At 71.1% G+C, this 7,159-nt stretch carries 8 protein-coding genes and 1 pseudogene; 2 read left to right on the forward strand and 7 right to left on the reverse strand.

What is annotated here, in order from left to right; translation table 11 throughout:
• Window positions 1-2 precede the first annotated feature (2 nt).
• Window positions 3-404, forward strand: coding sequence for a Cu(I)-responsive transcriptional regulator (cueR, locus tag C667_RS01570; protein WP_442478163.1), 402 nt, complete (start codon window positions 3-5; stop codon window positions 402-404).
• A gap of 56 nt (window positions 405-460) precedes the next feature.
• A complete protein-coding gene (gene hflX / locus C667_RS01575) occupies window positions 461-1,804 on the forward strand; it encodes a GTPase HflX (protein ID WP_004355735.1) in 1,344 nt (447 codons plus the stop codon).
• A 118-nt stretch (window positions 1,805-1,922) separates the two neighbouring features.
• Here hflX and C667_RS01580 read toward each other — a convergent pair whose 3' ends face one another.
• The 7 genes and pseudogenes from C667_RS01580 to C667_RS01610 form a co-directional block, all read right to left on the reverse strand.
• A complete protein-coding gene (locus C667_RS01580) occupies window positions 1,923-3,050 on the reverse strand; it encodes an aminotransferase class V-fold PLP-dependent enzyme (protein WP_004355737.1) in 1,128 nt (375 codons plus the stop codon).
• A 238-nt stretch (window positions 3,051-3,288) separates the two neighbouring features.
• Window positions 3,289-3,723 carry a DUF1841 family protein gene (locus C667_RS01585; RefSeq protein ID WP_004355739.1) on the reverse strand — a complete coding sequence of 145 codons (435 nt, stop codon included), beginning with the start codon at window positions 3,721-3,723 and terminating at the stop codon, window positions 3,289-3,291.
• Window positions 3,724-3,811: 88 nt separating this feature from the next.
• Entirely contained in the window at window positions 3,812-4,444 is a 633-nt protein-coding gene (gene nth / locus C667_RS01590) for an endonuclease III (protein WP_004355741.1), read from the reverse strand.
• 17 nt (window positions 4,445-4,461) lie between these two features.
• Entirely contained in the window at window positions 4,462-5,181 is a 720-nt protein-coding gene (locus tag C667_RS01595) for an electron transport complex subunit E (protein ID WP_004355743.1), read from the reverse strand.
• A gap of 2 nt (window positions 5,182-5,183) precedes the next feature.
• On the reverse strand, window positions 5,184-5,852 hold the full coding sequence (locus tag C667_RS01600; RefSeq protein ID WP_004355745.1) for an RnfABCDGE type electron transport complex subunit G: 669 nt from the start codon (window positions 5,850-5,852) through the stop codon (window positions 5,184-5,186).
• The gene (locus C667_RS01605) at window positions 5,849-6,865 is read right to left on the reverse strand and encodes an RnfABCDGE type electron transport complex subunit D (RefSeq protein WP_004355747.1); all 1,017 of its coding nucleotides are present in this window, start codon (window positions 6,863-6,865) and stop codon (window positions 5,849-5,851) included. Before C667_RS01605 ends, C667_RS01600 begins: the two co-directional genes overlap by 4 nt.
• 7 nt (window positions 6,866-6,872) lie before the next feature.
• Window positions 6,873-7,159 (reverse strand): annotated as a pseudogene (locus tag C667_RS01610) (electron transport complex subunit RsxC); the annotation flags it as partial.

The raw sequence follows: 7,159 nt of genomic DNA on the forward strand, positions 1-7,159 counted from the left end.
CCATGATGAACATCGGCAAGGCCGCCGCCGCCTCGGGCGTGTCGGCGAAGATGATCCGCTACTACGAGTCGATCGGCCTGTTGCCGGCGGCGCGGCGCACGGACTCGGGCTATCGCTTCTACACCGACGAGGACGTGCATGTGCTGCGCTTCATCCGCCGCGCGCGCGACCTCGGTTTCGCGGTGGCGGACATCGGCGAGCTGCTCGCGCTGTGGCGCGACCAGGGGCGGGCGAGCGCCGACGTCAAGCGCATCGCGCTCGGGCACGTCGCCGCGCTCGAGCGCAAGATCGCCGAGCTGCAGGGGATGGTGGACACGCTGCGCATGCTCGCGGCGCACTGCCATGGCGACGCGCGTCCGGACTGCCCCATCCTCACCGACCTGGACGCGGGCGGCGGGCGCTGAACGGCGGCGCGGCGGGTTACCATCGCATCCCCATCCCTCCGATAGAAGCGCCCTGAATGCAGATAGAACTCGCCGACGAACCCCGGAAGGCCATCGTCGCCTCGGTGCAACGCCCCAACGTCAGCGACGCCGAGTTCGAAGCCTCGCTCGCCGAGCTGCGCGAGCTGGCGAAGACCCTCGGCTACCGCGTGGTGCACACCTTCACCCAGAAGCGCGCCGGCTTCGACACCCACGGCTATCTGGGGGTCGGCAAGCGCCAGGAGGTGCGCGAGTTCGTGGCCGCCCAAGCCGGCTTCGAGGCCGCGCCGACCGGCACCGTGCCGCGCACCGGTACGATCGAGGCGTTGCTGGTCGACCACGAGATCTCGCCCTCGCAGGCGCGCAATCTCGAGCTGGAGACCGGCTGCGAGGTGATGGACCGGACCATGGTCATCCTCGAGATCTTTCACCGCAACGCACGTTCGCGCGCGGCCAAGGCGCAGGTGGAGATCGCCCGCCTGGGCTACATGGCGCCGCGCCTGCGCGAGGCCGCCAAGCTCGCCGGGCCGCAGGGGCGGCAGCGCAGCGGCGTGGGCGGTCGCGGCGCTGGCGAGTCGCACACCGAGCTTGATCGCCGCAAGATCCGCGACCGCATCGCCGAGCTGCAGCTGGAGATCGTCGCGATGGAGGCCGAGCGCAAGACCCAGCGTGCGCGCCGTCAGGGGCGCCAGGCTCCGGCCAGCGTGGCGCTGGTCGGTTACACCAATGCCGGCAAGTCCACCCTGATGCGCGCGCTCACGGGCAGCGAGGTGCTGGTCGCCAACAAGCTCTTCGCCACGCTCGACACCACCGTGCGCACGCTCTACCCCGAGAGCGTGCCGCGCGTGCTGGTCAGCGACACCGTCGGCTTCATCAAGAACCTGCCGCACGGGCTGGTGGCCTCTTTCAAGTCGACGCTGGACGAGGCCCTCGACGCCGGCCTGCTGCTGCACGTCATCGACGCCAGCGATCCCGGCTTCGAGCGTCAACTCGAGGTCACCGACGCGGTGCTGCAGGAAATCAGCGCCGACGAGGTGCCGCGCATCCGCGTCTTCAACAAGATCGACCACGTCGGCGACGCGGCGGCGCAGGCCGAATGCGAGGCCGCGCTGCGCGAAAAATACCCCGGCTGCATCATCATGAGCGCGCGCCGGCCGGACGAGGTGGCCAGGCTGCGGCAGACCATCGTTACTTTCTTCCAGCAGGACCTGGTCGAGGCGGAGCTCTTGCTGCCGTGGTCGGCGCAGCAGCTGCGCAAGGAGCTCTACGCCAACTGCGAGGTGCTGGAGGAGCGGGCGGAGGATGAGGGGGCGGTCTTCCGGCTGCGCGCGGAGCCCGACACCATCGAGCGCTTGCGCGCGCAGTTTGCCCTGACACGCTGATGCCCTGACACACGAACGCCACCGCGAGGGTGGCGTTCGTGCGACAGGCGATGCGCCCGCGCAGGTGCGCAGACCGGGCCGGGGTGGGCGCGTGCGCACCCCGGTGGATCGAGCCGGGTCAGGCGAGCTGGTCGAGCGCCTTCTCGAGCGTGGCGACGCTGCGCTCGATGTGGTGCAGCTTGTCGAGGCCGAAGAGGCCGATGCGGAAGGCCTTGTAGTCGGGGCGCTCGTCGCAGGCCAGCGGCACGCCGGCGGCGACCTGCAGGCCGGCGGCGGCGAACTTGGCGCCGGTCTTGATGCCGTCGTCGGTGGTGAAGCTCACCACCACGCCCGGGGCCTGGAAGCCGGCGGCCGCCACGCTGGCGAAGCCGCGCGCCTCGAGCAGGGCGCGCACGCGGCGGCCGAGCTCGAGCTGCTCTTCCTTGACCTTGGCGAAGCCGTAGGCCTCGGTCTCGCGCATCACGTCGCGCAGCGTGACCAGGCCGTCGGTGGGCATGGTGGCGTGGTAGGCGTGGGCGCCGCCCTCGTAGGCCTCCATGATCTGCAGCCACTTCTTGAGGTCGCAGGCGAAGCTGGTGCTGGTGGTGCCCTCGATGCGCTCGCGCGCGGCGGCGCTCATCATGACCATCGCGCAGCACGGCGAGGCGCTCCAGCCCTTCTGCGGCGCGCTCACCAGCACGTCGACGCCGACCGCGTCCATGTCCACCCACACCGTGCCCGAGGCGATGCAGTCGAGCACGAACAGGCCGCCGACCGCGTGGGTGGCGTCGGCCACCGCGCGCAGGTAGTCGTCGGGCAGCATCATGCCGGCCGAGGTCTCGACGTGCGGCGCGAACACCACGTCGGGGCGGTGCTCGCGGATGGCGGCGACGACCTCGTCGATCGGCGCCGGGGTGAAAGGCGCCTGCGCCTCGTTGCGCACCTGGCGGGCCTTGAGCACCACGGATTCGGCGGGGATGTTCCCCATCTCGAAGATCTGCGTCCAGCGGTAGCTGAACCAGCCGTTGCGGATCACCAGGGTCTTCTTCCCGGTGGCGAACTGGCGCGCGACCGCCTCCATGCCGAAGGTGCCGCTGCCGGGGACGATGGCGACGGCGTGGGCGTGGTAGACCTTCTTCAGCGTCGCGGAGAGTTCGCGCATGACGCCCTGGAAGGCTTGCGACATGTGGTTGAGCGAGCGGTCGGTGTAGACCACCGAGTATTCGAGCAGGCCATCGGGATCGACGTTGGTGAGCAGACCGGGCATGGAGACCTCCTGGGGGGCGGGGATTCTTGGCGGAAGGGTGGGCGAGTCGGTGGAGTCGGTGGGGATTCAGGCTCGCGGATGCCCGGGCGCAGGCCGGGAATGCGGCAGGCGCCGGGCGCGCAGGGTCCGATCCATTCGTCCGAAGACGTTCATTCTAGCGCCTCGCCCGTGCGCAGGGCGAGGCGTGGAGTTGTGACTGGGGGGACGGCGGGTGGGACGGGGCGCGAGGCGGCCGCGATCAGATCGCCAGCCCGGCGCGCTTGCGCAGCGCGCCGACGTAGGCTGCGCCGTCGGGCGGGGTGCCCTTGCGCTGGGCGTCGAAGAGCATCTCGCCGAGGCACTCGAGGGCGTCGTGCATGGCGTCGTGGCGGTTGCCGCGGTGCTGGCAGGCGGCCTCGAAGGCGGCACGGATGCCGGGCGGCTGGTCGATCGAGAGCTGCTCCTCGATCGCCAGGTGCAGCGACAGGTGCAGGAAGGGGTTGATCTGCCCGGCCTCGGGCGGGAAGTCGCGGTGCACCGCCTCCGGGTCCTCGACCACCGTGTGGTACTCGGGGTGGAGGGCGATGATGTCGGCGGCGATGGTCTCCATCGGCGTCAGCACCTCCTTGGCACGTGCCTTGCGCCAGGTGTCGATGAAGAAGCTGCGCACCTGGTCGCGGCTGGGGTTGAACATGTCGGGTCCTCGGTTCTCGTGCGCCCTCGGGCGCGGGGTGGCGGGTGTGCAGCGAGCGCGTCGCGCCGGCGGGCACCCGCGCGGGGCTTCAGTCGGTCTTGTCGCGGAACAGGCACAGGTCGCGCACGCCGCATTCGGCGCAGCGCGGCTTGCGCGCGGTGCACACGTAGCGGCCGTGCAGGATCAGCCAGTGGTGGGCGTCGAGCAGGTAGTCCTTGGGCACGCGCCGCAGCAGCGCCTTCTCGACCTCGAGCACGTCCTTGCCGGGGGCCAGCCCGGTGCGGTTGGCGAGCCGGAAGATGTGGGTGTCCACCGCCATCGCCGGCTGGCGGAAGACGGTGTTGAGCACCACGTTGGCGGTCTTGCGGCCGACGCCGGGCAGGGCCTCGAGGGCCTCGCGCCCGGCAGGGACCTCGCCGCCGTGGCCCTCGAGCAGCAGGCGCGACAGCGCCAGCGTGTTCTTCGCCTTGTTGCGGAACAGGCCGATGGTCTTGATGCAGTCGGCGATGCCTTCCTCGCCGAGCGAGACCATGGCCTCGGGCGTGGGGGCGAGCGCGAACAGCTTGCGCGTGGCGAGGTTGACGCTGCGGTCGGTGGCCTGCGCCGACAGCACCACCGCGACCAGCAGCTGGTAGGGCGAGGCGTACTCGAGCTCGGTCTGCGGGTTCGGGTTGGCGTCGTGCAGGCGGCGGAAGAACTCGCGGATCGCCTCGCGCTTCATCGCAGCCATGCGGGCCGTCAGCTCGCGGCGGCCGGCTCGGCGGAGTCCTGCTCCGGCTCGGCCGTCCTGGTCGGGGCGGGCGGCGGGCGCCGGCGCGCACGCGCCGCCAGGCGCACGTTGATGGCGTTGAACGCGGCGATCAGCACGCCGAGCGCAAAGAAGGCGCCGGGCGGCAGGATGGCGATCAGGAAGCCGGGGTAGTCGTCGCCGAAGACGTTCCACGCCGAGGCGCCGGGGAGGATCATCTCGATGCCCGAGAACAGCGTGCCGGCGCCGAGCAGCTCGCGCATGCCGCCGAGCACCGCGAGCACCCACACCAGGCCGATGCCCATCATGACGCCGTCGAAGGTCGAGGTGAGCGGGTCGTTCTTGGCCGCGTAGGCCTCGACGCGCGCGAGCACGATGCAGTTGGTGACGATCAGCGGGATGAAGATGCCGAGCACCAGGTAGAGGTCGTGGAAGAAGGCGTTGAAGGAGAGGTCCACCACCGTGGTCAGCGCCGCGATGATCAGGATGAAGACCGGGATGCGGATCTCGTAGGGGATGAAGTTGCGCAGCGCCGACACCGCCAGGTTGGACAGCGCCATCACGAGGATGGTGGCGAGGCCGAGGCTGACCGCGTTGACCATGCTGGTGCTGACGGCGAGGATCGGGCACAGGCCGAGCAGCTGCGCCAGGCCGGTGTTCTGCTTCCACAGGCCGTTCCAGGCGATCTCGCGGAATTGTTGCGGGCTCATGCTCATTCTCCCAGCACGCCGCCGGCGGGGGCGGCGAAGAGCGCATCCATGCGTTCGACCACGAAGGCCGTGCTGCGCCCGGCCGCGCGCACCACGGCGCGCGCGCTGATGGTGGCGCCGGTGCGGTAGCCGAAGGTGCCGCCGTCCTTGCGCACGGTCCATTCGGCGGTGTTGACGTCCTTCCAGGTGGCGACCGCGAACTGCCCGATCCAGGGCAGGTCCTTGCGGCGGTCCTTCTTCGGGTCGATGTAGTCGCCCAGGCCCGGCGTTTCCTTGTGCTGGGTGACGCGCACGCCCGAGAGCAGCCCGTTGGTGCTGACCGCGACCACCAGCGCGATGCGCCCGGCGTAGCCGTCGGTGGCCGCGCCCTCGACGACCAGCGCGACCGGCTCGCCGCCCTTGCGCGCACGCCAGACCCGGCCGCCCTCGTCCATGCCGATCTGCGGCGCGGGGCCGAAGCGCACGACGTCGGCGAGCAGGTCGTTGTCGTAGCTGCCCGGCGGCAGCACCTCGTCGATCAGGCGGCGCTGCGCGTCCTGCGCCGAGGCCTCGATCGCGGGCTGGGTGATGCGCCAGGTGGCCGCCATCAGCGCGGTGAACACCAGGGTGAACAGCAGCATGATCGCCCCGGTGCGCAGGGCGGTGCGGGTTGCGGAGTAGCGCGCGCTCACTTGCCGCCTCCCTCGAGATCGTGGCGGTGACCGAAGACCCGCGGCTGGGTCTTCATGTCGAGCAGGGGCACGCACATGTTCATGAGCAGCACGCCGAAGGCGATGCCCTCGGGGTAGGCGCCGAAGTTGCGGATCAGCCAGGCGATCAGCGCGATGCCGCCGGCGAAGAGCAGCTTGCCGCGCGGCGTGGTCGCGCCCGAGACCGGGTCGGTGACGATGAAGAAGGCGGCGAGCATGGCGCCGCCGCTGGCGAGGTGGAACAGCGGCGAGGCGAAGTGGCCCGGATCGACCAGCCAGAACAGGCCGGCGATGGCGGCCAGCACGCCGATGAAGGCGACCGGCATGTGCCAGGTGATGATGCGCATCGCGAGCAGGAAGAGGCCCCCCGCGACGTAGCCGATCGACACCCACTCCCAGCCGCGCCCGCCGAGCGCGCCGAAGGCGGAGCCCTCGAGCACCTTGTCGACGGTCTGCACACCCGAGCGCAGCCCGGTGCGCAGCGCGTCGAGCGCGGTGGCGCCGGTGATGCCGTCGATGTCGCGCGGCCCGCCGAGGATGAGCGAGAGCTGGGTGTCGAAGGACAGCTGGCCGGCGGGCGGCCACTGCGACATCAGCGCCGGGAAGGCGACGATCATCGAGCAGTAGGCGATCATCGCCGGGTTGAAGGGGTTCTGGCCGAGGCCGCCGTAGAGGTGCTTGACCGCGACGATCGCCACCAGCACCGCGCACACGGTGAGCCACCACGGCACGATCGGCGGGAAGCACAGCGTGACCAGCCAGGCGGTGACCACGGCGGAGAGATCGGCAACGGCGACGCCCACCGGGCGCTTGCGCAGGCGCAGCATCAGCGCCTCGGCGGCCACCGCGGTGAGCGTGGAGATCGCCAGGTTGACCAGCACGCCGGCGCCGACGAAGACGACGTGGGCGACGATGCCGGGCACGAGCGCGAGCAGCACGAGGCCCATCGTGCGCTGCACGCTGACCGGTTTGCGGACGTAGGGAGAGTGGATCATGCGGGGCTCAGGGGCGGGGCTCGTCGGGGGCGGCTGCCGCTTCGGCGGCTTGTGGCGCCGGGGTGGCCGCGACCGCCTCGAGTACCTTGCGGCGGGCTTCGATGTCGGCGATCTCGGCCTGCGTCTGCGGGCTGAGGTTGTCGGTGTTCTGCGGCTGGATCTCGGCCTTCTGCGCCTTGGCGCGGGCGAGCGCGGCGGCGATCAGGGCCTTCTTGGGGTCTTCCGCGGCGGGGGCCTCGGCCGCCGCGGGCGCTTCGGCGGCGCCGGCCTCGGCCAGCTTGGCGCGCGTCTCGG

The organism is Thauera phenylacetica B4P, from assembly GCF_000310225.1.
GTDB lineage: Bacteria > Pseudomonadota > Gammaproteobacteria > Burkholderiales > Rhodocyclaceae > Thauera > Thauera phenylacetica.